The 23,001-nt window shown below is 70.7% G+C and carries 21 protein-coding genes; 10 read left to right on the top strand and 11 right to left on the bottom strand.

The features are described from left to right. The first annotated feature begins 43 nt into the window (after window positions 1-43). Entirely contained in the window at window positions 44-721 is a 678-nt protein-coding gene (locus tag KZ820_RS11315) for a response regulator transcription factor (protein WP_219748911.1), read from the top strand. Then, window positions 708-2,084: a sensor histidine kinase gene (locus KZ820_RS11310; protein WP_219748723.1), complete on the top strand. Its 1,377-nt coding sequence runs from the start codon at window positions 708-710 to the stop codon at window positions 2,082-2,084. The genes KZ820_RS11315 and KZ820_RS11310 overlap by 14 nt, the downstream gene beginning before the upstream one ends. On the opposite strand, the gene KZ820_RS11305 is transcribed toward KZ820_RS11310, so the two are convergent. Then, on the bottom strand, window positions 2,057-3,808 hold the full coding sequence (locus tag KZ820_RS11305; protein ID WP_308462203.1) for a chloride channel protein: 1,752 nt from the start codon (window positions 3,806-3,808) through the stop codon (window positions 2,057-2,059). The genes KZ820_RS11310 and KZ820_RS11305 overlap by 28 nt on opposite strands. A 313-nt stretch (window positions 3,809-4,121) precedes the next feature. Next, window positions 4,122-5,024, bottom strand: coding sequence for an NAD(P)/FAD-dependent oxidoreductase (locus KZ820_RS11300; protein ID WP_219748722.1), 903 nt, complete (start codon window positions 5,022-5,024; stop codon window positions 4,122-4,124). Window positions 5,025-5,125: 101 nt separating this feature from the next. Here KZ820_RS11300 and KZ820_RS11295 point away from each other — a divergent pair, with 101 nt between their 5' ends. Then, window positions 5,126-5,587: an Rrf2 family transcriptional regulator gene (locus KZ820_RS11295; RefSeq protein ID WP_308462202.1), complete on the top strand. Its 462-nt coding sequence runs from the start codon at window positions 5,126-5,128 to the stop codon at window positions 5,585-5,587. Between the two features lie 198 nt (window positions 5,588-5,785). On the opposite strand, the gene KZ820_RS11290 is transcribed toward KZ820_RS11295, so the two are convergent. The 4 genes from KZ820_RS11290 to KZ820_RS11275 form a co-directional block, all read right to left on the bottom strand. After that, a complete protein-coding gene (locus KZ820_RS11290; RefSeq protein ID WP_308462210.1) occupies window positions 5,786-6,121 on the bottom strand; it encodes an ArsR/SmtB family transcription factor in 336 nt (111 codons plus the stop codon). A 19-nt stretch (window positions 6,122-6,140) separates the two neighbouring features. After that, the gene (locus tag KZ820_RS11285; protein ID WP_219748720.1) at window positions 6,141-6,614 is read right to left on the bottom strand and encodes an SRPBCC domain-containing protein; all 474 of its coding nucleotides are present in this window, start codon (window positions 6,612-6,614) and stop codon (window positions 6,141-6,143) included. Between the two features lie 567 nt (window positions 6,615-7,181). Next, window positions 7,182-7,430: a hypothetical protein gene (locus KZ820_RS11280; protein ID WP_219748719.1), complete on the bottom strand. Its 249-nt coding sequence runs from the start codon at window positions 7,428-7,430 to the stop codon at window positions 7,182-7,184. Window positions 7,431-7,955: 525 nt separating this feature from the next. After that, window positions 7,956-11,048: a PAS domain-containing protein gene (locus KZ820_RS11275; protein WP_219748718.1), complete on the bottom strand. Its 3,093-nt coding sequence runs from the start codon at window positions 11,046-11,048 to the stop codon at window positions 7,956-7,958. A gap of 174 nt (window positions 11,049-11,222) precedes the next feature. On the opposite strand from KZ820_RS11275, the gene KZ820_RS11270 reads away from it, so the two are divergent. The 4 genes from KZ820_RS11270 (at window position 11,223) to KZ820_RS11255 (ending at window position 15,329) form a co-directional block, all read left to right on the top strand. Next, window positions 11,223-12,221 (top strand): SDR family oxidoreductase, encoded by a 999-nt coding sequence (locus KZ820_RS11270; RefSeq protein ID WP_219748717.1) that lies wholly within the window; start codon window positions 11,223-11,225, stop codon window positions 12,219-12,221. Between the two features lie 91 nt (window positions 12,222-12,312). Continuing rightward, window positions 12,313-12,684: a response regulator gene (locus tag KZ820_RS11265; protein ID WP_219748716.1), complete on the top strand. Its 372-nt coding sequence runs from the start codon at window positions 12,313-12,315 to the stop codon at window positions 12,682-12,684. A 102-nt stretch (window positions 12,685-12,786) separates the two neighbouring features. Beyond that, window positions 12,787-14,307 carry an MFS transporter gene (locus tag KZ820_RS11260; protein ID WP_258048095.1) on the top strand — a complete coding sequence of 507 codons (1,521 nt, stop codon included), beginning with the start codon at window positions 12,787-12,789 and terminating at the stop codon, window positions 14,305-14,307. Next, a complete protein-coding gene (locus KZ820_RS11255) occupies window positions 14,304-15,329 on the top strand; it encodes a serine hydrolase domain-containing protein (RefSeq protein WP_308462201.1) in 1,026 nt (341 codons plus the stop codon). The genes KZ820_RS11260 and KZ820_RS11255 overlap by 4 nt, the downstream gene beginning before the upstream one ends. Window positions 15,330-15,333: 4 nt before the next feature. On the opposite strand, the gene KZ820_RS11250 is transcribed toward KZ820_RS11255, so the two are convergent. Next, the gene (locus KZ820_RS11250) at window positions 15,334-15,918 is read right to left on the bottom strand and encodes an NADPH-dependent FMN reductase (RefSeq protein ID WP_219748715.1); all 585 of its coding nucleotides are present in this window, start codon (window positions 15,916-15,918) and stop codon (window positions 15,334-15,336) included. Window positions 15,919-16,002: 84 nt separating this feature from the next. On the opposite strand from KZ820_RS11250, the gene alr reads away from it, so the two are divergent. Further along, window positions 16,003-17,049, top strand: a complete 1,047-nt coding sequence (alr, locus tag KZ820_RS11245) for an alanine racemase (RefSeq protein ID WP_219748714.1) — start codon at window positions 16,003-16,005, stop codon at window positions 17,047-17,049. Between the two features lie 25 nt (window positions 17,050-17,074). Here the strand turns inward: alr and KZ820_RS11240 are convergent, their stop codons facing one another. Further along, the gene (locus KZ820_RS11240; protein ID WP_258048094.1) at window positions 17,075-18,154 is read right to left on the bottom strand and encodes a polyhydroxyalkanoate synthase family protein; all 1,080 of its coding nucleotides are present in this window, start codon (window positions 18,152-18,154) and stop codon (window positions 17,075-17,077) included. A 13-nt stretch (window positions 18,155-18,167) separates the two neighbouring features. Here KZ820_RS11240 and phaR point away from each other — a divergent pair, with 13 nt between their 5' ends. Next, window positions 18,168-18,725 carry a polyhydroxyalkanoate synthesis repressor PhaR gene (gene phaR / locus KZ820_RS11235; RefSeq protein ID WP_219748713.1) on the top strand — a complete coding sequence of 186 codons (558 nt, stop codon included), beginning with the start codon at window positions 18,168-18,170 and terminating at the stop codon, window positions 18,723-18,725. A 449-nt stretch (window positions 18,726-19,174) separates the two neighbouring features. On the opposite strand, the gene KZ820_RS11230 is transcribed toward phaR, so the two are convergent. Beyond that, window positions 19,175-19,966: a class I SAM-dependent methyltransferase gene (locus KZ820_RS11230; RefSeq protein ID WP_219748712.1), complete on the bottom strand. Its 792-nt coding sequence runs from the start codon at window positions 19,964-19,966 to the stop codon at window positions 19,175-19,177. Between the two features lie 41 nt (window positions 19,967-20,007). Between KZ820_RS11230 and KZ820_RS11225 the strand changes: the two genes are divergently transcribed. Continuing rightward, the gene (locus tag KZ820_RS11225; RefSeq protein ID WP_219748928.1) at window positions 20,008-20,202 is read left to right on the top strand and encodes a hypothetical protein; all 195 of its coding nucleotides are present in this window, start codon (window positions 20,008-20,010) and stop codon (window positions 20,200-20,202) included. Window positions 20,203-20,235: 33 nt separating this feature from the next. On the opposite strand, the gene KZ820_RS11220 is transcribed toward KZ820_RS11225, so the two are convergent. Further along, complete coding sequence (locus tag KZ820_RS11220; protein WP_258048093.1) at window positions 20,236-21,414, bottom strand: aspartyl protease family protein; 1,179 nt, start codon at window positions 21,412-21,414, stop codon at window positions 20,236-20,238. Window positions 21,415-21,534: 120 nt separating this feature from the next. Next, on the bottom strand, window positions 21,535-22,908 hold the full coding sequence (locus tag KZ820_RS11215; RefSeq protein ID WP_219748711.1) for a glutamate--cysteine ligase: 1,374 nt from the start codon (window positions 22,906-22,908) through the stop codon (window positions 21,535-21,537). Between the last annotated feature and the right edge of the window lie 93 nt (window positions 22,909-23,001).

The raw sequence follows: 23,001 nt of genomic DNA, 5'->3' as shown, positions 1-23,001 counted from the left end.
ATTCAGTTGATTCACGGCGCCGGTCGGACGCACATCCATGCGCGTGACGCGGATCCTGCTCCTCGAGGACGACGCCGGCACGGCGACCGAGATCCTGCTGGAACTCGCCGCCGCCGGCCATGAGGCACTCCACCGCACCACGCTGGCTGGCGCGGCCGAGGCGATGCGCGAGAGCGCGATCGATGCGATGATCGTCGACCGGCAGCTCCCGGACGGCGACGGGCTGGACCTGATCGCCGCTCTGCGCGCCGAGGGACGCCGCACGCCCGCGCTGGTGCTGAGCGCGCTGGGCAGCCTCGACGACCGGGTGCGCGGTCTGCGCGCGGGCGGGGACGACTACCTGCCCAAGCCGTTCGCGCTGGTCGAGCTGGCGGCGCGGCTGGAGGCGCTGCTGCGCCGCCCCGAGGAAGGGCGCGCGACGCGGCTGATCGTCGGTCCGCTCGACCTCGACCTGCTCGGCGGCACCGCCACGCGCGCCGGACGACTCCTGGGGCTGCTGCCGCGCGAGCTCAAGCTGCTCGACTATCTGGCGCGGCGACCGGGGAGGATCGTGACGCGCTCGATGCTGCTGCAGGACGTATGGGGCTATACGTTCGAGCCCAACAGCAACGTCGTCGACGTCCATATGGGCCGGCTGCGCCGCAAGGTCGACGGCGAGGGCGAGCCCGCGCTCATCCGGAACGTGCGCGGGCAAGGTTATGTATTCGATGTTCCGGGCTGATCCGGTCGCGCGCACCGGCTGGCGCTGGGGCGGAGCGCTGGCGGCGATGCTGGTCTTCCAGTCGCTCGTCCTCACCGCGATCTTCTGGGGCTTCGCGAACGACAATCACCGCCGCGCGATCGAGCACGGGCTCGCCGACGACTGCACCTTCTTCGCGCTGACTCCGGCCGAGGAACGGCCCGAGGAACTGCGCGAGCGGCTCAGCCGCGACATCCACCGCGAGCAGTTCCTCGCGCTGTTCGACGCGCGCGGCCGGCTGATCGCGGGCAACGTCGCGCGGCTACCGGCGGCGAGCGGCGTCGGGCGCTCGATCGTCGCCGCGGTCGCGCCGACCGAGCTGCCCGGGCGGACCAGCGACGTCGCGCGGCTGACGGTATGTGCGATGCCCGACGGCACACGGCTGCTCACCGGGGTCGATCTAGACGACGCCGAGGAGGCGCTGCGGCTGGTATGGCGCTCGCTGCTGCTGGCGCTCGCGCCGGGGCTGCTGCTCGCGTTGGGGGTTGGATTGATGCTGGGGCGGCGCGCGGCGCGCCAGGTCGATGCGGTGCGGCGGCTGACAGCGCGGATCGTCGCGGGTGACTTGCGCGAGCGGCTGCCGGTCAGTCGTCGCCCCGACAGTGTCGGGCTGCTGTGGGCTCAGGTCAACGCGATGCTCGATCGGCTTCAGCTGCTCGTCGCGGACGTGCGGGGCATCGGTGACGACATCGCGCACCAGCTGCGTACCCCGCTGACGCGGCTGCGCGCCGGCCTCGAGCGAGGACTGCGGGAGGCGAGTGATCGAGGCGCCTTCGAGCGGGTGATGGAGCGCGCGCTGGCTGAGATCGACGCGCTGCTCGGTGTCGTCGCCGCGCTGCTCCGACTGCGCGAGCTGGAGGATCACGAACGCCGCAGTCGCTTCACGCAGGTCGATCTGGCACGTCTCGTCGAGGACGCCTGTGATCTGCATCGACCGATGGCGGAAGACCGGGGGGTCACGCTCGTCTGCCTGGTCCACGCCGGCGTCGAAGTTCGGGGCGATCCGAGCCTGCTGATGGAGGCTGTCGCCAATCTCATCGATAATTCGGTCAAATTTGGTCCCGCGCTGGGGCGTGTCTCGGTCGAGCTCGACCGGCGCGACACGGCGGGGATCATCACGGTGCGGGACGACGGCGAAGGCATAGCCGTCAGCGAGCGGTCGCTGGTGACGCAGCGAGCGTATCGCAGCCCAGGGGTCGTCCGCGGTGCTGGTCTCGGCTTGGCCATGGTCAAAGGGATCGCTGACTTGCACGGCTTTAGGCTGCACTTCGTCGAGGGGGAGAGCAGCGTACAACTGATTTGCCCTGCCCCGGTGGATCACACCTCGCCGAACAGCTCGCGCTGACTTTTCTCCAGCTCCTCGCCGTAACGCCGCCGCACGTGCGCCTCCGTGAGCAGGCCGAGTACCCTGCCGCCCTCGTCCACCACCGCCAGCTCCTCGCGCTGCGCCGCATCGAAGCACGCCATCACCGCGCGGATGTCCATCTCCGGGCGCAGCACCTCGCCGCGTCCCTGCACCAACGTGAGCACCGGTGTGTCGTCGTCGACCCCGCCGTCATGCGCCGCGACGGGGTCGACGATCCCGGCGTAACGGCCGCCCTCGTCGAGGACGATCACGCGCTTGGTCGAGCCGAGCGGGAAGCGACGACGAAACTCGGCAGCGCCGGTGCTGCCCGCGACCATGTTGGGCTGCCGCCGCATCATGCGCCCGGCGGTGAGGGCCTTGACCCAGCCGACGTCGCGCGCGCTGCGGATCGTCTCGCCGCGCAGGTGGAGACGCCACGTCGAGAAGGAATAACCGAAGAACTGACGAACGATCGTCGACGACACCAGGCTCGCCGCCAGCACCGCGCCGGTGAGGCTGAAATTGCCCGTCGCCTCGAGCACCAGCATCGTCATGGTGAAGGGCGCGCCGATCACCGCCACCGCCAGCGCCGCCATGCCCACCATCGCGGCATTGCCTGGGTCGAGGATCGACTCCCCCGCCACCCAGCCGAGCGCGCCGGCGTACAGATGGCCCACCAGCGTACCTAGGAACAGCGAGGCGAAGAACAGTCCGCCGCGGTAACCGAAACCGAGCGAGACGATCGACGCCAGCGCCTTGGTCAGCAGGATCGTGGCCACGAAGGCGAGCGGCACCGACGCGGTGATATCGAGGTGGAGCGCGCTGTGCCCCGCGGACAGGACCTGGGGCGACACCGCCGCCAGCCCCGCCAACAGCGCGCCGCCAATCACCGGACGGCTCCACGCGGGCAAGCGCGCGCGCGTCTGCGCCTCGACCGCGCCGACCGAGCGCATGATCGCGATGCCGACCAGCGCGCACAGCACGCCGAGTACGCCGTAGACCAGGTAACCGAAGCTATGGATCGCCGGGCCGCGCTCCACCGCGACGATATAGGGCACCGTGCCGAGCCGCTGCGCCACTTGCGATCCTGCGAGCGCGGCAGCCACCACCGGTGCAATCGCGGCGGGGGTGTAAGCGCCGATGACGACCTCGAAGGCGTAGAAAGCACCCGCCAGCGGTGCGCCGAACGCCGCGGCGATCGCCGCCCCCGCGCCTGCCCCCACCAGCGTACGGACGTCGATCCGGCGCAGCGCCAGCCAACGCCCGCTCGCCGAGGCGATCAGCCCGCCGAGCTGCGCATAGGCCGCCTCCAACCCGACCGAGGCACCGAAGCCGTTCGACAGGATCGTCTGGCCCGAGACGATGGCGCTGTCGCGCGCGGAGAGCTGCCCGCCGTGCAGCGCGTTGGCCTCGACCGCGTCGACCAGCGAGCGGCGCCGCGCCCCGACCAGCCGATTGAACGCCACCAGCACGGCGCCGCCGAGCGGCAGCACGAGCAGCTGCCACCCGTCGAGCGCGGGCACACCGCTGAGCCGCAGGTCGTCGGGCAGGCGGTAGAGCAGGTGCTGGAGCGCCCGCGCCAGCGCACCCTGCACCACCGTGAGCAGCCCCGCACCCATGCCGACCACCACCGCGACCAGCACGAACAACAGCTCGACCGAGCGGACGCGCGCGCCGAACCAGCGCGACCAGGCGGGCCATCGGCGTAGATCGCGCGCGATCACGTGCGCTGAAGGGCGGGGCGAGACATGGCACCGCAGTGCCCGCGCGCGCCGCGACTGTCACCTCCTCGCACTATCCCCACGGCAGAATGATCCGAGAGTGTCACCCCGATGGCTTTGCACGGTTAAGCGCTGAAGCCGGACCGCGCGCTCCGCCGCCGCACCCGCCAGCATGTGTCGTATCTGCCTGATCAGGCCAGTTGGGCAGCTGCGCCGAACGCCCGGAAGGCTTCGAAGATGGAGATGAATGGAAATCCGATATCAGGTGGTCGATTAGTGGCCGAGCGTGATCCTTGGTGCGCCGACGGGCCGACCATCAATCCGTCGCAGCCCTCACTCTGGCTTGGTGCGCGCCGATGCCGGCCAAGACGCCGGCCGCGGACGCAAGCGTGGCATTGTGCATGGGGGTGGCAGCGTCCCCGGCAGCCCATACGCCGTCCACGGAGGTGGCTCCCAATTGGTCGACTTTGATGTAGGGGCCGGTCGGTCCATCCTCATGGTCGCACCCGAGGAGGGCGGCAAGCGGGGTCGTCGGTGTCGTTCGGGGTGCTGTGAAGACCGCTGCAACGTTCAGTACGCGCCCGTCTGCCAGGCGAACACCATCGAGCGCGGGTGCTTCGCCGAGCAGCTCGACGATCGGTGTGCGCTCGATCGCCACGCCCCGCGCGGCGAATGCCTGGAGCTCGGCCGGCCCAGGCTCGAACTCCCCCTGAGTGAAATAGGTAGTTGGTCCCCAATCGGGGATAAGCAATGCCTGATGCGGCGACATGGGATGCGCGGCCAGCACGGCGAGCGGCAGGTCGCGAACTTCGTAGCCGTGGCAATAGGGGCAATGCAGCACGCTCTCGCCCCAGCGCTCACGCAGGCCCGGGATCGACGGCAGGGTGTCACTTACCCCTGTGGCCAGCACGAGACGTCGGGCCTGCTCTTCGCCGCCGGACGAGAGGCCGACCGCGAAGCCGTCATTGATCGGCTCGACCGCGCTGGCCTCGCCGGTCCGGATGTGCACCGTTGGATAGCGTAGAAGCTGAGATCGAGCGTCACGTAGGATCGAGGCGGGGGGACGGCCGTCCTGACCCAGAAAGCCGTGGGCTTCGTCGGCGAACCGGTTCCGCGGCAGCCCGGCATCGACCACCAGAACCTTCTGCCTTGCCCGCGCAAGCTGCAGGGCAGCGGACAGGCCCGCGAAGCTACCACCGATCACGATGACATCGTACATCTCGCACCCCTCAGAACACTCTCACTGTTACATGACAAACGCCGCCCCCTTTTGCAACAACAAAGGTGGCATGATATAAAGCGGTGAGGAGGATCGGTACTGTGGACGCCCGTCTGTCGAGAATGCTGCACCTGCTGATCCATATGGGACGAATGGCCGGACCGCTGACCTCGGAAGCAGCGGCCACGATGTTGGGCACGAACCCTGTGGTCGTACGCCGAACAATGGCGGGCCTGCGCGACGCGGGCTACGTCCGCTCGGTGAAGGGGCATGGCGGCGGATGGTCGCTGACCAGGAAACTTGAAGACATTACCATGCTCGACGTTCATCGAGCATTGGGAGAGAACCGCATCTTCGCGCTCGGCCCCGCTGACCCGACGGCAACCTGCCTGGTCGAGCAAGCTGTCAATGCGTCGCTGGAGGGTGCGCTGCGTGAAGCAAAAGCTCTGCTGCTTCAGCGTTTGAGAGACGTGACCCTCGCGGGCATCGCGGCGGATTTTGATCATCGCCTCGCCGAGTTGCCAGACAATGGCGGCAGCAGAGTGAGCAGCAACCTGCGTTAGACGAGTTACGGAAAGGTCTCTGCTGCCATCGATGGCGGCCACCCCGGATCACGGGGGCTCTGATCGACCGGCATGACGTCTGCCCCGCTTTCCCGACAGAGATGGCAACGGTCGACGCTCTCAAGAACGACGGCATCTCAGGAGAGCGCACCGGTTCCTAAGAACCCCGCCTAGATCGATGTGACCAGCCAGTTCCGTCTATCGGTTGCCTTCCTGCTGGCTGGAGAGGACCGATCCTAGCGCATCGAGCCTTCTGTCCCACGCTGATCGCCGTTCGCTCAACCACTGCTCGACGATCTTCATGCCATCAAGGTCGAGTTGGCAGGATCGGACACGCCCCAGCTTGCTGCTGGCAACCAGCCCTGCCTCCTCGAGAACCCGGATGTGCTGACCCACAGCCGTGACCGTGATCCCGCACATGTCGGCCAACGCCGACACGGCCCGCGGACGCTCGCCGAGCCGTTCGATCATGCGACGCCGCGTGGGATCACCCAGTGCATGGAGCAACCGGTCGATCGGCTCGGCATCTATCACCCGGCGTGGCCGCGCCACGTCAATCCGCCAGCAACCGGCCGAGCCGATCCAGAAGGTCGTTCCACCCCTGCTCACGCATAGCTGGACCGTCGGAGCCCTCGAAAAACACACCCTGGAAGGTGCACGTCAGGTCCGTTCCGCCGTCTACTTCAGCAATCTCAATCGTCTCCAGTGCCACCGAGATCGGCCTGCCCGCTATCGCCATGCGAGAGGATATGATGATACGCTGTCCGTCGACGATGTCATGGAAAACGCCTTCGTTGGTTAGCTCGACGCCGGGAAAGGGTGTGTCGGGTCCGAACAGATAAGTGAGCCGCTCGGTACCACCGACACGGAAATCGCTATCGAAGGCCTTGATCTCATGCGTGTCACTCTCCGCATACCAACTCTTTTTGATCGAGGGATCGGCGCACGCGGCGAACACCTTGGCAGGCGCAGCCGGGTAGAACCGGTCGATGGTGAAGTTGCCATGCACGACAGCAGAGTTGGTCATGCCTATCTCCTCACTGAGGTAATGACTTCACCATAGCGCCCATCGTCAAACGGTCAAGTAATAACCTTAGCGTGTGCCTGCGACCGGTCCGGCTTTCCCGATCGGGAAGGTTGATCGAGAACGACGGTGCATCCCGCGAGATCGAGTCAGGGCCAAACGGGGCGAGCTTTCCCAGATCCTGGTCCCGATGGTCTTTTCCCGAGATCTTGCCGGATCGACGGGGAAACGGGACGCTTGAACCTGTCGGAAAACACCTGATTGCCGTCCTCCGAGCGTGTCCGGATTGAGTCGCGTTCCGGTCCCGTCGGAACCGGCACTGGTCGCTCCATCGGGGGCCGACGCGCGCCACCCGGACCGCTTTGTTGACATCGCGGTGTCGCAAGCTCAATCCTTGCCACGCCCACCACGTAAGTCGGCTCTATCCGGTCATTTCAGCGTTTAGGCCGAGCGACCGGATGGAGCGACTTCGTCGCCATCGCGGCGGCATGATCCTTGATCGTCACTGGTTTCGCCTGCGCTGCGGCCTTTACCGTGTCGCTCGCCTGGGCGAGCGACACGGTCGCTGCGTTACTCGGACGAGAGCACGCAGAGGGCCAGCGAGGGCAGGCCGACGAAGAGGATCATCAGGAGCAATTCGATGTCGACGAAGCGTGCCAGCGCGCGTCTCCATCCCGCGCGACCCTCCTCCGCCTCGCTCAGTCCACCGACCCCGTCGGCGGAGCGTCTTCCTCGCGGCTCAATCGCCGCGTCCGAGTTGCCAAAATGATGAGGGGAAGGCGCGACCGGGTAGTCGCGCTGCCTGAGACCGTTTGCCATGTCCATGCTCTCGCTAAATCGAAGCCGAGAACGTCTTCGTCACGTCCCGGCGGATCGGTCGAAAGATCCCGAACTCGAGCGAGCAAGCCGCCGAGCTCGGGCTAACCGCGTGCGGCGAGTTGACCCGCGTGGTTGCGAAAGCGCTGGAAGAGAACAGCGGGCGGCATAGACCTAACATGCACTTGCCAGGACGCGAGTCAATGGCTGCGCCTGATGTGGATCATCGTTCCGAACGTGATCCCGGCTCCACCGCGGCTCTTCTGGCCATGCGGGCCGGGCCACTCCGACACTCTCGCGAAGTGATCGTGATGTCCGACCCGATCTGTCTAAGTCGACGCGAGCCTGGCCTTACCTGCCCTCTCCGGCATCGCAGCTGGTCCGATCGTTGCATCTTCGATGGGAACGAGGCCTCACACGGAAAGCGCTGCATGTTCCTGGCAGCACTCTCCCGCTTGTGGCGCCTCCACAACGACAGGGGCGGCCACTGCGACGATGATCGCTCGACCCGGCGCCGCTGGCGCCGGACTAGGCCTCGCCCTCGCGCGCCAGCACGCGCGGCGCTCCCGCTGCCCCGATCGCGCGCAGAAGGTCGGCCGCGCCATAAGGCTTTGGTAGCAGCCGCACTCCCGCCGCCGCGGCGTCGACCGAGCCGGTGTCGCCGCTCGCGACCACGACGTGGATGCCAGGGCGTAGCTCGGCGGCGCGCTCGGCCAGTGCCAGCCCAGAGGTGCCCGGCAGGTGAATGTCGGTGATCAGCACGTCGATCGGCGCGGTCTGAAGCGCCGCCATGGCCTCTTCCGCGCTGGCGGCCTCGACCACCACCTGACCCGCTTCCTGCAACACCTCGGCGGTGGCGGAGCGGATCAGCGCGTCGTCCTCGACCAGCAGGATCGTCGCTCGTGTGGTTGGAGCGGCCGGCACTGGGCTCGTGACCGGGATGGCGCGTGGCGGCAGCGCCGCGCGCTGGCGCTGGTTGGCGAGTACGTGCCGGATCTTTCGCGCCAGCGCCTCGCGGGTATAGGGTTTGGAGAGCAGCTCCACGCCCACGTCGAGCCGCCCGCCGTGAACGATCGAGTTCTCGGTGTAGCCCGAGGTGAACAGCACCGCGATCTCGGGCAGCCGCTCGCGCGCCTTGCGCGCCAGCTCGGGGCTCTTGAGCGTGCCGGGCATCACCACGTCGGTGAAGAGCAGGTCGATCGCGATGCCGCTCTCCACCACGCTGAGCGCGCTCTGCGCGTCGACCGCCTTGAGCACGCGATAGCCGAGATCGGCGAGCAGCTCGACCACGGTGGCGCGCACCTCGTCGTCGTCCTCGACCACGAGCACGGTCTCGCTGCCGCCGGTGATCGGCCCGGTATCGACCGCCACCTCGACGTCCTCGCTCTCCAGCGCGCGCGGCAGGTACAGCCGGATCGTCGTGCCGTGGCCGGGCTCGGAGTAGATGTTGACGTGCCCGCCCGACTGTTTGACGAAGCCGTACACCATCGAGAGGCCCAGCCCCGAGCCCTTGCCCTCGGCCTTCGTCGAGAAGAACGGCTCGAACACCTTCTCCATGATCTCCGGCGTCATGCCGCTGCCGGTGTCGCTCACCGCCAGCATGACATATTGGCCGGGCGTCACCTCGTCGTGGCGGCGCGCATAGGCGTCGTCGAGGTGCGCGTTAGCGAGCTCGATGGTGAGCTTGCCCTGCCCCTCCATCGCGTCGCGCGCGTTGATCGCGAGGTTGAGCAGCGCGTTCTCGATCTGGCCGGGATCGATGAAGGTGTTCCACAGCCCACCGCCGAACACCGTCTCCACCTCGATCCCCTCGCCGATCGCGCGGCGCAGCATGTCGTCCATGCCGCGCACGAAGCGCGTGACGTTGACCGTCTTCGGCTCCAGCGCCTGGCGCCGCCCGAACGCGAGCAGCTGGGACGCCAGCCGCGACCCGCGCGACACGCCCGCCAGCGCGTTGGCGACGCGGGTCTCGGCGCGCTCGTTGCCCGCGATGTCCTTCTGCAGCAGCTGGAGGTTGCCGGAGACGACCTGAAGCAGGTTGTTGAAGTCGTGCGCCACGCCACCGGTGAGCTTGCCCACCGTCTCCATCTTCTGAGCCTGCGCCAACTTGGCCTCGGCGGCGCGGCGCGTCGCGATCTCGTCGATCACGCGGGTCTCGAGCGTCTCGTTGAGATGGCGCAACTGTTCTTCAGCGCGTTCGCGGTGCCGCACCTGGCGCTCGAGCTGCTCGGCATGGTCGCGCAGCGCTGCCTCGGCGGCGCGTTGGTGCGTGATGTCGGTGTGGACGCCGACCCACTCGGCGATCGCGCCCTTGTCGTCGAGCCGCGGCACCGCGCGGATCGCGAAGGTGCGCCAGGCGCCGCAGTGGCGCCGAACGCGATGCTCGAACACGAAGGTCGACTTGGCCGCGACCGCCTGCTCCCACGCCGCGAGCGTCGGCGCGACGTCGTCGGGGTGGACCGCGGCCGACCAGCCATGGCCCTGATAGTCCTCGAGCCGCTGGCCGGTCAGCAGCGCCCAACCGGGCTGCTCGCCGACCATCCGACCGTGCGCGTCATTGGTCCACAGCACGCCGTGCATCGCCTCCATCGCGGCGCGGAAGCGCGCGTTGCTGGCGTCGAGCGCCTCTTCGCGGCGAACGCGATCCTCGATGTCGAAGACGATCACCTGGAAGCCGGTGATGCTGCCGTCCGCGGCGCGGCGTGGCAGGTAGCGCACGTCCGCGCGACGCAGGCTGCCGTCGCCGTGGCGGATCGCCGAGTCGGACTCGATCGTCTCGCCCGCGAGCGCGCGATCCATGAGCGGTCGGCGCTGCGCGTAATTCTCCGCGCCGATCACGTCGCGGGCGTGGCGGCCGACGACCTGCTCGGGAGCCAGCCCGAACCAGTCGAGGTAATAGCGGTTGGCGAAACGGAAGACGTGGTCGCGGTCGATGAAGGAGACGAGCAGCGGCAGCGCGTCGGTGACGGTGCGCAGCTCCGCCTCGCTGTCGGCGAGCTGGCGCTCCAGCTCGACCCGGCCGGTATTGTCGATCACGGTGCACAGCACGCCGCCGACGCTGCCGTCGGCCTCGTAGACCGGCGTATAGAACAGGTCGAAGATCAGCTCAGCGGGCACGCCGTCGCGCAGCAGCGTCAGCGGCTGGTCGCGGTACGAGACGATCTCGCCCGCGAAGCCGCGCTCGAGGATGGCGCGGTTCCAGTCCCAGATCTCGGGGAAAACACTCGCCGCGGTCTGGCCGAGCGCGGCGGGATGGTGGGCGCCCGCGACCGCGCGATAGGCGTCGTTGTAGAGCATCACGCCCTCGCGTCCCCACATCAGCACCTTTGGCACGGGCGAGTTGACCACGTTGGCCACGGTGGTGCGCAGCTGCGGCGACCAGTCCGCGAGCGGACCGAGCGCGCTGCGCCCCCAGTCGCGCGCGCGGATCAGCCCGCCGGTCTCCCCGCCGCCGATCGGCCAGGCGGGCACCGTGCCGGGCACGCCGCGGTCGCGCAGCAGCTTCAGCGCGGTGCGGACCACCTCGCTGGCGTTGCCATAGTCCCCCGAGGCGAGCGCGTCGGTGATGACCGACTCGAGCTCGGGGGTAAGCGACACGTTGCGCGATGAGCGTTGGGTCATGCCCGGCATGTCTGGCCTCTAGCGACGCTGTGTCAATCAGTGTCAGGGAGGGATGTGTCTGATCTACGTTGGCTTTCCCGCTGGTTAATGACTCCGCACGGCGGCGGCGCGCCGCGATGAACCCATCGCTGCCCGCGATGGTTACCTTCCGGCGCAATCACGAGAGGATGACCGATGCCGCCGCAGCTCAAGCCGATCGACCAGCAGGTCATCCTGATCACCGGCGCCAGCTCCGGCATCGGGCTGGTCACCGCGCGCACGGCGGCGAAGCGCGGCGCCAAGGTGGTGCTGGTCGCGCGCGACAGCGACGCGCTGGCGACGATCGCGCGCGAGATCGAGGAGGCGGGCGGACAGGCCGCGTTCGCCACCGCCGACGTCGGCGACCTGCGCGACGTCCAGCGCGCCGCCGCGAAGGCGGTCGAGCGCTTCGGCCGCATCGATACCTGGGTCAACGCCGCGGGGGTCGCGATCTATGCCAAGCTGGTCGACACCCCGATGGACGAGCACGAGCGGCTGATGCGCACCAATTATCTCGGCGCAGTGCACGGCTGCCTCACCGCGGTGGAGCAGCTCCAGCGCGAGGGCGGCGCGTTGATCACGGTCGGCTCGATCGTGTCGGACATCCCGACCGCGGGCATGGGCGCCTATGCCGCGAGCAAACACGCGGTGAAAGGCTATGTCGACTCGCTTCGCATCGAGATCGAGGGCGATCGCCTGCCGATCTCGGTGACGCTGGTGAAGCCCTCGGGGATCGACACGCCGATCGCCGAGCACGCCGCCAACCATCTCGACGGCGCCGCGCTGCTGCCGCCGCCGGTCTACGCCCCCGAGCTGGTCGCCGAGGCGATCCTCGAGGCGGCACAGCATCCCAAGCGCGACATCACGGTCGGCGGCACCGGCCGGCTCCAGGTGCTGGTGGCGGAGCATTTCCCGCCGCTGCTCGACAAGCTCGGCCACAAGCTGCTGCCGATGATCCAGGACCGCACGCGCGCGCCGACGCGGCGCGACAATCTCGCGGCGCCGTTCGACGGCGGGCGCGAGCGCTCGCACGACCAGCATGGCCGCTCGGTCAGCCTGTACGACGCCGCCGGCCGCCACAAGTTCGCCGCCGCCACCGCGGTCGGCGCCGGGCTGGGTCTTGCGGTGCTGGCGCGGCTGCGCGGGCGAGGCTGAGCGCCAGCTTCTACCTAGGTTAGGAGGTTGCTGCGGAACGCCCCGTGTGTCGGAAGGGTTAATCCGATAGATCACCAGGGTAGATCAGCTAATGGGTCAGGCATGCGGCACCACCGTCCTCCTCGTCGAGGATGAGCTGTTCGTCCGCATGATCGGCGCCGACGCGCTGTCCGAGGCAGGCTATCGCGTGATCGAGGCGGGCGATGCCGACGAGGCGCTGGCGCGGCTCGAGCGCAGTGACGACGTCCAGGTGCTGTTCACCGATATCCGCATGCCCGGATCGATGGACGGGCTCCAGCTCGCCGGCGAGGTGCACCGCCGCTGGCCGGCGATCCGCATCCTGCTGACCTCGGGCGACACCCGCCCGACCGGCGCCGCGATCCCCGACGACGGCCGCTTTCTCGCCAAGCCCTACCGTTTCGAGGCATTGTCGCGCGAGCTGGACCAGCTGCTGGCGCACTGATCGTCCGCCCGGCGCCGCGTCCCGCCGCTTGCCGGTCGCCGGCGGCTTGACGCACGCGCCGGGGCGGCGGAGGCTCATCCGCTCGTCTCCAGCGGAGCATCGATGACCGACGCCGCGGCCGTGCTCGACCTTCCCCAGCCCGCCGCCTCGGCGCCGGCGACCGTGCCGCATGGCATGCCGCTGTACGCGCTGCTCGGCTTCGCCGCGGGGCTGCCCTTCTATCTCTTCTCCACCGTGCTCGCGCTGCGGCTGCAGGCGCACGGCGTCGCGCTCGCGGTGATCGGCTTCTTCGCCTGGGTGCAGCTGCTGCCGACCTTCAAGTTCGTCTGGGCACCGCTGCTCGACCGCTACGACGTGCCCGGCTTCGCGCACTTCTGGGGCAAGAGGCGCGGCTGGATCATGCTGGCGCAGCTCGGCATCACCGCGTCCACGGCGGCGATGGCGTTCACCGCCGCGGACACCAGCCTGCCGCTCACCGCGCTGTTCGCGGTGCTGCTCGCCTTCTGGACGACGACGCTGGAGATCGCCGCCGACGCCTGGCGCATCGAGCTCTACCCGACGCAGGACCAGCAGGGGCCCATCGTCGCCGCCAACCTGTGGGGCTATCGCGGCGCGATGGTGGCCGCGGGCTCGGGCGCGCTGCTGATCGCCGACGCCGCCGGCTGGACCGCCGCCTATCTCGCGATCGCCGCGGCGGCATTCCTGCCCTTCCCGCTGCTCGTCGCCGGGGCGGCGCAGCCGGGACGCGAGGCGCGCGGCGGCCGCTGGGCCGCGCTGGCAGCGGGGCTCGCCGCCGCAGCGGTGATCCTCGGCGCGGTCGCGATCGCCACCGCCGTGCTGGGCCGACTCGCGCTGGCGCTCGCCGCCAGCGCGGGGCTGAGCGGTGCGAGCAACGTCACGCCCTATGTGCTGGCGCTCTGCCTCCTGCCGTTCGTCGCGATGGCGGCCGCGCTGCCGCGGATTCGCCGCGCGACACCAGAGTCACGGCTGCGCCGCTCCGCCGCGCTCGGCCCCTACGTCGATTTCTTCTGGCGCTTCGGGGGCGCTGCGATCGGGCTAATGGCGTTCGTCTCGATCTACCGCATGGGCGACGTGCTCGCGCTCAACCTCGCCAAGCCGATGATCAAGGGGCTGGGCTATAGCCTGAGCCAGATCGGTCGCGCCGACAGCCTGGTCGCGCTCGCCGCCAGCGTCGCCGGCGTCGGTGCCGGCGGCTGGCTGGTGACGCGCGCGCCGATGCCGCTGGCGCTCGCCGTGGGAGCGGTGGTGGCGGGGGTCGGCAATCTCGGCTTCGTCTGGCTCGCGCACCAGCCGGTCGGCGAGGCGGTGCTGTACCTCTCCACCGCGGCGGACCAGTTCGGCAACGGCATGGCGGGGGCGGTGTTCGTCGTCTATCTCTCGCTGCTGGTGAACCCGCGCTTCCCGGGCGCGCAATATGCCTTTCTCACCGGCTTCGCCTTCCTGCTGCCGCGGCTGCTGGCGGGCGCGGGCGGCACGATGGTGGGCGCGATCGGCTATGACGGATTCTTCCTGCTCTCGGGCGCGCTGAGCCTGGCGGCGCTGCCCTTCCTGCCGTGGCTGGCGCGATTGCGCCCGCGCGCCGACGACATGGGCGGGGCGTGATCGCGCGCGCGGTCGAGGCCGGCTTCGCTCCCGCCGTGGCGGCGGTCAAGTCGGGCAGGATGCCCGGCGCCGCGCTCGGGGCGGTGACCCGCGACGGCGCCCGCGCGGTCCGCTGGGCCGGGTGGGCGCAGCGGGTACCCGATCCCGAGCCACTGACGCGCGCGCATTGGTTCGACCTCGCCTCGGTCAGCAAGGTGCTCGCCACCACCCGCCACGTGCTCCGCCTCGCCGACGCGGGGCGGATCGACCTCGATCGCCCCCTCACCGACGCCATCCCCGACCTGCGCCAATATGACGTCGCCGGCGCGGCGGAGCGGCGGATCACGTTCCGCGACTGTCTCGCGCACCGCACGTTCCTGCCGGCGGTAGAGCCGATCTACACCTATGGCGACGACCCGGCGCGGCTGCGTGCCTTCGTCCTCCAGCGCGCGTGGCGCCACGGCCCTCCGGTCTATTCCGACATCAATTTTATCCTGCTCGGCATCGCGCTCGAGCGGCTGACCGGCGCGGGGCTGGACCAGCTGCCGCTGGGAAGCGACGGGCTGGCCTGGTCGCCGCCCCCTGGCCCGCCGGTGGCGACCGAGGCCTGTACGTGGCGCGGGCGCGTGCTGCAGGGCGAGGTCCATGACGAGAACTGCTTCGCCATGGGCGGACGCACCGGCCATGCCGGGCTGTTCGGGACGGTCGACGGCGTGCTCGACGCGGCGCAGGCGCTGCTCGACGGCAGCCAGGACTCGCCCGCGGCGCTCGACGCGATGCGCACCCCGGTCGCGGGAGTGCGCACCCACGGCTGGGAAGTACGGCACGACGGCTGGTCGGGCGGCCAGGCCTGCTCGGCGGGGACGATCGGCCACACCGGCTTCACCGGAACCGGCCTGTGGATCGACCACGCGCGCGGGCTCGCCTGGACGCTGCTGACCAACCGCGTTCACCCGACGCGGCATCACGACAGCGGCATCTTCACGCTGCGCCCCGCGGTGGGCGAGGCGCTGATGGCAGGGTGGGACGCGTCCGCCGCGTGACGGCTCAATACGGCGGCGCGATCCGTCCGCGCTTAGCCTTCGCCGCCTCCGCCCACCAGGCGAGATCGTCGGCGAAGCGGCCGAACTGGCGCTCGAGCGACTCACCCGCGCCGCCGGTCGGCCGAGCCTCCGCGTCGAGCGTCTGCGTGATAGGGCCGACCACCAGCGTGCTCGAGATCACCGGCATCCCCATCTCGGGCAGGATCGCGTGCCACGCGCTGTTGCTGCGCGCGCCGCCGAGCCGGCCGGCCGAGTAGCTCGCCACCGCGGCAGGGCGCCAGAACCATTCCTCGAGATAATGGTCGGTGAGGTTCTTCAATCCCGGCTGCGGACCCCAGTTATACTCCCCGGTCACGAACACGAAGGCGTCGGCGTCGCGTATCTGGCCCGCCAGCCGCTCCATCGCCGCCGGCGCCTCGCCCGCGGGATATTCCTTGTACATCCGATCGAGCAGCGGCAACCCGACCTCCTTGGCGTCCACCAACGTCGGTGCGTCGCCGCGCGCGGCGAACCGGTCGACGAGATAGCGCGCCAGCCGGATGCCGGTGCGATCGGCGCGATACGAGCCGTAGAGGATCAGGACGTTCATCGCCCCCGTCCTGCCCTCCGCGCCGGACCGGGTAAAGCCCCGCGCGGTGGCGCCGCGCGTCGGAGCGCGCTAGGCGCAGGCGCGATGACCGACGCCCCGCACCGCCTCGACTGTTCCGCCGCCGCACTCACCGCCAACTGGCGCGCGCTCGCGCGGCTGAGCGGCGCGGCGGCGTGCGGCGCCGCGGTGAAGGCCGACGGCTATGGCCTGGGTGCGGTCGCGGTGGCGACGCGGCTCACCGAGGCGGGCTGTCGAGACTTCTACGTCGCGACCTGGGCCGAGGCGGCGGCGCTCGCCCCCGCGCTCGCCGGCGGTCCGGCGCGGATCGCGGTGCTCCACGGCGCGCGCGCGGCCGATCTCGCCCACGCCGACCTGCCCGGCGTCCGCCCCGTCCTCTCCACCGCGGCGCAGGTGCGACGCTGGCGCGAGGCGGGCGCGGGGCGCGCGTGCGACGTGATGGTCGACACGGGGATGAACCGCCTCGGCGTCGCGCCGGAGGAGGTCGCCGACGGGCTGCTCGACGGGCTCGCGCTCGACACGCTGCTGAGCCATCTCGCCTGCGCCGACGAGCCCGACCACCCGCTCAACGCGGTGCAGCGCGCGCGCTTCGCCGCGCTGGCGGGCCGAACCGCGGCGAAGCGGATGAGCCTGGCCAACTCGGCGGGCATCGCGCTCGGCGCCGACTATCATTTCGACCTCACCCGGCCGGGCCTCGCGATCTACGGCGGCGAGCCGGTGCCCGCGCTCGGCGCCGTGCTGCGCCCGGTCGCGACGGTCGCGGCCGAGGTGTTGCAGCGCCGCCTAGTGCGCGCGGGCGAGACGGTGGGCTATAACGCGACGTGGCGCGCGCCCGCGGACACCGCGGTGGTGATCGCCAACCTCGGCTATGCCGACGGCTATCACCGCGCCCTCTCCGACCGCGGCCGCGCCTACGCCGAGGACGCCCCGCTGCCGGTGATCGGGCGAGTCTCGATGGACCTGGTCGCGCTCGACGCCACGGGGATCGACATCGGTGAGGGCGACTGGCTGCGCTTCGATCCCGACCTGCCCGCGACGGCGGCGGCGAGCGGGATGAGCCAGTATGAGCTGCTCACCGGCCTGGGGCGGCGGCTGGAGCGGCGCTGGGCCTGAGAGGCGGGCGCCCGAGCCGGAGCACTCACCCCGCGACCCCGCGCAGCCACTCGGCGAGCGGATCGTAGAGCAACGCGCGCGCGCGCCCGCCCACCATCATCCCGACGTGCCCCGCGCCGACGTCGCGCCGCTCGGCCAGCCCCGCCGCGGTCGCCGCGGGCACGATGCGGTCGCTCAGGGAGACGAACTCGATCGACGGGCAGGCCAGGTCGCCGGGCGTGACCACCCGCCCGCCGACGCGCCAGGCACCCGCCCCCGGCAAGTCCTCGCCCACCAGCGCGCCGAACAGTTCCGCCCCCGCGGCGTAGGTGAGCGGCGCGCCCGCGTTGGCCCAGTCCTCGAGCAGCACGAAACGCGCCAGCGTCGCCGCGTCCGCCGTCGCCAGCGCCTCATATTTGGCGACAGTGCGCGCCGGGTCGAGCTGCCAGAAGCCCGACTGGAGCACCTCCATCGGCAGCACGCCGAGCGCGCGGCAGGCCGGCTCGGCCTGCTCCCACGAGGCGCGCATCGCCGCTCGCGCGCGCTCGCCATAGCCGGCGAAGCGCCACGGCGCCGCCACCGTCGCCACGCCGGCGCAGCGCGATCCCAGCAGCGCCGCCGCGCCGAGCGCGAGCGTGCCGCCGAGGCAGTAGCCGACCAGCAGCGGCGGACGGTCGAGCCGCGCCAGAAGCGGCAGCAGTCGTTCGGTGACGTGGCCGGCGAGGTCGAGCGCGGCGTCGCCCCCGCGCGGGTGCCCCCAGTCGAGCAGCCAGGGATGCAGGCCAGCGCCGGCGAGATGGTCGACCAGCGAGCGACCGCGCGCGAGATCGAGCACCGAGGGCGGGTTGATCAGCGACGGCACCAGCACCACCGGCGGCGCGTCCGCGGCCCCGCCCCCGTCGCGCAGCCGTGCCGCACCGCGGCGATACCGTACCGGCTTCATACGGCGGCGCGGGCGAGGTGCCTCCTGGTAGCGCCGCAGCCCGGCCAGCGCCGCCGTCCGACGCGCGGGCGATGCTGCGGTCTCGCGGCGCAGCATGTCGAGGAACAGCGGCAGCGGCCGGGGGACGTCGCGCTTGTGTTGCGGCGCGAAAATTTGTGCGGTACCGAAGGGACTATCGGTCATGGGGGCTCGCGCGATGAAGAAACAGCAGGGCGACGGCGTGGTCGTCATCAAGAAGTACGCCAACCGCCGGCTCTACAACACCGAGAGTTCGTCCTACATCACGCTCGAGCATCTCGCCGCGATGACCCGCGCCGGGCGCGAGTTCAAGGTGGTGGACGCCAAGACCGACGAGGACATCACCCACAACGTCCTCACCCAGATCATCATGGAGGAGGAGAGCCGCGGCCAGACCATGCTGCCGGTCAACTTCCTGCGCCAGCTGATCGCGCTGTACGGCGACTCGATGCAGGCGATGGTGCCCGACTATCTCGAGGCCTCCATGGAGAGCTTCCGCCGCAACCAGACGCAGTTCAAGACCGCGGTCGAGGGTGCGTTCGCGGGCTCCCCCTTCGCCGAGATCGCCAAGCGCAACCTGGAAATGTTCGAGGCGGCGGCTAACGCGTTCAAGCCGGGCGCCACGCCGGCGCCGGCGGGGGGCACCACACCCGCGGCGGGCAAGGACGGCGAGATCGCCGCGCTCAAGGCCGAGCTGGCGCAGCTGCGCGACAAGGTCGACAAGCTGGGCGAGTGAAGGCGTTTGCCGGGCGGTAGCGCGTCGTTGCGGCAACGGGACCGCGGCGCGAATGTTGCGAATGTTGAGTCGCTGGCGCGTGTCGGGCGAACGTTGAGCCGCGGGAGCGTGCGGGCACGCGAGGATCGAGGAAGGCGTCACCCGGCGCGTCTATCAGGGCTTGGGTAGCGTAGGACAGCGCTCGGCGTCCGGGTTCCTCGTCGGGAGGCGGTAAGGACTGTCCGGGCCGACACGTCGTCGCCTCCACTAAGGCGGCGCCCGGCAGACATCGCCACCCCTTCCTACCACGCGCACGCGCCGCGTGCCGGCTCGGGCGTTCTCCGGCCCCACAGGCGTCATCCTGAACTCGTTTCAGGACCCACTCGTCCACGGATCCACGGGATCCTGGGTCCGCGGACCCGTGGATCCTGAGACGAGCTCAGGATGACGCCAGGGTGAGGGAGTCCCCCTCAGCGCGGCTTGACGAAGCGGAGCGTCATGCGGTCGCTCTCGCCGATCGCCGCATAGCGCGCGCGGTCCTTGTCCTTGAGCGCGTAGCTCGGCGGCAGCGTCCACACGCCCTCGGGCCAGTCGGCGCTGTCCTTGGGGTTGGCGTTGATCTCGGAACGGCCCGCCAGCTTGAACCCCGCCGCGGTGGCGAAGCCGATCACTGAGCTGGGCTTCATATAGCCGCTCTTCTCCTCCGCCGCGCTCGGGCGCGACTCGGGCAGGCGGTGCTCGACCACGCCGAGCGTGCCGCCCGGCTTGAGCATCCTGTACATCGCCGCGAACATCGCGCGCGCCCGGTCCTCGCCGCCGAAGCGCCAGTTGTGGACGTTGCGGAAGGTCAGCACCACGTCGGCGCTGCCGTCGGGCACGCCGGGCTGGCCCGCCTCCGCCGGGAAGGCGGCGAGCCTGACCTTGCCGTAGGTGGCGGCGTCCTTCGCCTGTAGCGCCCGCACCGCGCCGAGGCCCTTCTCCCACGGGCCGGCGGCGTAATAGGCGCCGGCGCGCGCCGTCAGCGGGGCGAGGATCTCGGTGTACCAGCCGCCGCCCGGCCACACTTCCACCACCGTGTCGCCGGGCTTGACCCCGAAGAAGGCGAGCGTCTGCGCCGGGTGGCGGTAGCGGTCGCGCGCGACGTTGGCGGCAGTGCGCGTCGGCGCGGCGACCGCGGCGGCGATCGGCGCTGGGACGTTGGGGGTGCTGGCCGCGACGAGCAACGGTGCGGCGAGCAGCAGGGAGCAGGCGAGACGATGCATCGGCGATCCTCCGGGACGATGACGCACAGGCTGACGCGCGCGTGAGCGATGCGCAAGCCTCGCTCGTCGCGATCGCGTCGCTGGCGTTCGCGCTGGCGCTGTTCGCCGGCTGGCGCGCGCACCGCCGCACGCGCCGCGCCGACCCCGACGCGGTCGGCTGGGTGGACTGGACTTTGGTGCAGGTGGTGGCGCTGATCGCGCTGGCGGTGTCGGGCTATGTCGCGCTGAAGGGGTGAGGCTGCGCGGCAACGGCGGCCGGCGGACCGCGCTCAGTAGAAGCGCCGCAGCACCAGTACGCGCTCGCCCGCGCCATCGCACAGCGTGAGCCGCACCGCGCGTCCCGGCATCCCCGTCGCCCAGCCGGCGACCGGCTGGCTCGCATAGCCCGGCCCGACCGCGGCACCGTCGACCGCGCAGATCGTGTCGCCGACGCGCCAGCCCGCCGCGGCGGCGGGGCCGCCGCGCATGACGTGGAGCACCTTCAGCCGGTCACTCGCCAGCCCGAGCAGCAGCCCGCTGGTGGAGCGCGTCACCGCCGTGCCACCGGGCAGTGCGCGCAGCAGCATGTGCCCCGCGCCCGGATCGAGCAGCACGCGATAGCGCTGGAGAAAGCCCGAGCCGATCCGCCCCGCCACCCCGATCGTGTCGGAGAAGCCCCCGGCGGGCTCGACGCGCAGCTCGACGTCGCGTGCCGCGACTCGACCGACCTGGAGCCGCGGCACGATCGCGAGCTCGCTCACCACCGCCCCCGCCAGTCCGTAGGAGACGGTGGTGGTGGTCGGCACCGCGCGCGCCGCCGCACCCACCGTGGCCCAGGATTCGGCGCCGAGCGTGATCGACGAGCCGTCGCCGGTATCGACCACCATCGGGCGCAGCCGCGCGCGCCCGAGCGCCACCTCGCTGACATAGACCAGCCGGTCGGGCGCGATCGCCAGCGGTGCGCTCAGCCCGGCGAAGGGCGCGCGCCCGCTGCGCAGCAGGCGGAAGCGCCGCGCGGCATAGTCGATGTCGAGCGCGTAGGCGGCGGTGAGGTCGCGCCCGACGAGCAGGTCGACCGGGGTGGCGCTGCCGGTCGCGGCGGCGGGCAGCTCCGCCACCGCGAGGCTGCCGCCGCGCCGGGTGAGGCCGCCGAGCGCCAGCGTCGCAGTATCGACGCGCCCGACGTCGACGCTGCCGCCGATCACCGTCGCCTGCCCCTCGGCGCGCACCGTCAGCCGGTTGGCGCTGGCGTAGCGCTTGGCCAGCACCGAGTAGCTCACCCCTGTGTCGAGCACCGCGGTGACGTCGCGGCCGTCGAGCGTCATGCGGAAGCGGATCTGGTTGCCGGGGGTGAGGTCGAAATCGACCCAGCGCGCCTCGGCGTCGGGGGCGAGCGCGCTGCTGCCCGCCCAGGCGGCGCGCGGCTCGGGCAGCGGCGGCGCGGCGGCGGCGAGCAGCAACGGCAGCAACAGGCGGGATCGGACGCGCACCCGCGCGGGTGTAGCGCATCGCCGCGGCGAGTCACGGGGAGAGCGGGAGGGCGGGTGTGTCGCTTTGGGTGGCGATCACCGCCGTCCCGGTGGCGGTGCCTAGAAGCTCGCCTCGGCATAGACCTTCGACACGTCGCCGCCCCACGCGCCATGGTAGCGCTCGAGCAGCTGCTCGGCGGGCACCTTGCCGCTGCGGACGATCTCGCGCAGCGGCTCGAGGAAGCCGGTCTCGTCGTCCCCCGCGGCATTGGTGCGGCCGCGGGCGCGCAGGCCCAGCGTGGCGATGTCGAGCACCGCGCCCGCGATGTCGCGCAGCGTGCCCCCGCCCGGCAGCGGCGCGGCGAGCCCCAGCCGCGGCACCGAGTCGCGCAGCGTCTGGCGCTCGTCGAGCGTCCAGTCCTTGACGAGGTCCCAGGCGGCGTCCAGCGCGCCCTGGTCGTAGAGCAGCCCGACCCACAGCGCCGGCAGCGCGCAGATGCGGTTCCACGGCCCGCCGTCGGCGCCGCGCATCTCGAGGAAGGTCTTGAGCCGCACCTCGGGGAAGGCGGTGGAGAGATGGTCGTTCCAGTCGTCGAGCGTCGGCTTCTCGCCCGGCAGCACGCTCAGCTCGCCGCGCAGGAAGTCGCGGAACGACAGGCCCGCGGCGTCGATGTAGCGGCCGTCGCGATAGACGAAGTACATCGGCACATCGAGCATGTAATCGGCATAGCGCTCGTAGCCGAAGCCGTCCTCGAACACGAAGGGCAGCATGCCCGTCCGCGCCGGATCGGTGTCCGACCAGATATGGCTGCGATAGGAGAGGAAGCCGTTGGGCTTGCCCTCGGTGAACGGCGAATTGGCGAACAGCGCGGTGGCGAGCGGCTGCAGCGCCAGCCCGACGCGGAACTTCTTCGCCATGTCCGCCTCGGACGCATAGTCGAGGTTCACCTGAATCGTGCAGGTGCGCAGCATCATGTCGAGCCCCATCGTGCCGACGCGCGGCATGTGGCGCAGCATGATGGCGTAGCGGCCCTTGGGCATGATCGGCAGCTCGGCGCGGGTCTTGTCGGGCCACATGCCGAGCCCGAGGAAGCCGATCCCCAACGCCTCACCCGCGGCTTTGACCTGGGCGAGGTGACGACCCGTCTCGGCGCAGGTCTGGTGGAGGTTCTCGAGCGGCGCGCCCGAGAGCTCGAACTGCCCCGCGGGCTCGAGGCTGACGCTACCATCGGCGCCGCTGAGCGCGATGACGTTCCCGCCCTCCTCGACCGGGCGCCAGCCGTGCTGGACCAGCTCGCCGAGCAGCGCGCGGATGCCGGCGGGCTCGTCATAGGAGGGCGCGTGGTGGTCGCCGAGCGCGTAGACGAACTTCTCGTGCTCGGTGCCGATCCGCCAGCGCGCCGCCGGCTTCTCCCCCGAGGCGAGATGGGCGATCAGTTGGTCGCGCGATTCGATGACCGCCGCGTTGTGATCCGAAACGGTCTTCGTCGTCATGGCGCCGCGCTTACGCGCGGATGAACGGGCGCGCTAGAGCCGATCGACGTCGGCTTGACGTAGGTCGAGCGGTGACCAGCCGACCTTGCGCCC

Origin of the sequence: Sphingomonas citri (assembly GCF_019429485.1) — a bacterium.
GTDB lineage: Bacteria > Pseudomonadota > Alphaproteobacteria > Sphingomonadales > Sphingomonadaceae > Sphingomonas > Sphingomonas citri.
Note: the sequence above shows the minus strand (reverse complement) of the source record. Positions and strands in the feature narration are given on the sequence as shown.